The organism is Tolypothrix sp. VBCCA 56010 (assembly GCF_050875635.1).
In the GTDB taxonomy this organism is placed as follows: Bacteria; Cyanobacteriota; Cyanobacteriia; order Cyanobacteriales; family Nostocaceae; genus Hassallia.
The window spans coordinates 1-361 of sequence record NZ_JBPAOH010000462.1; the positions used below are offsets into that span (position 1 = coordinate 1).

Below are 361 nucleotides of genomic sequence, written 5' to 3' on the forward strand. Positions count from 1 at the left end.
GGGAACGAATAAAAACGAATCAAGGGTCTTGGGACGGTCGAATCCCAGGTAAGCCAGACGAGACGATGAATTCCTTTGATTCGGGTAGGATGCGGCTCCATTTACTGCAAGGTATTCAGAAAACATCTAACAAAGAAGAGTATGATTAGGCACAGTCACGAGGCTAGTGAATCTTGGAAGAATCTAAATTGGAAGAAATTCCGACGCGATTTATTTCGCCTTCAATGTAGGGTGTTCAAAGCTATTCGAGAAGGAAACAAGCGTAAAGCTTTGTCACTTCAAAAGCTTATCCTGAAATCCAAAGCAGCTAGATTTTTGGCAATTCGTCAAGTATCACAGCTAAACGCTGGAAAGAAAACAG

Annotated in this window: 1 protein-coding gene; it reads left to right on the forward strand. The window is 42.1% G+C overall.

What is annotated here, in order from left to right; all coding sequences use genetic code 11:
* Positions 1-141 precede the first annotated feature (141 nt).
* A partial coding sequence (locus AABK37_RS42000; RefSeq protein ID WP_432557270.1) for a reverse transcriptase N-terminal domain-containing protein occupies positions 142-361 on the forward strand: 220 nt, incomplete at its 3' end.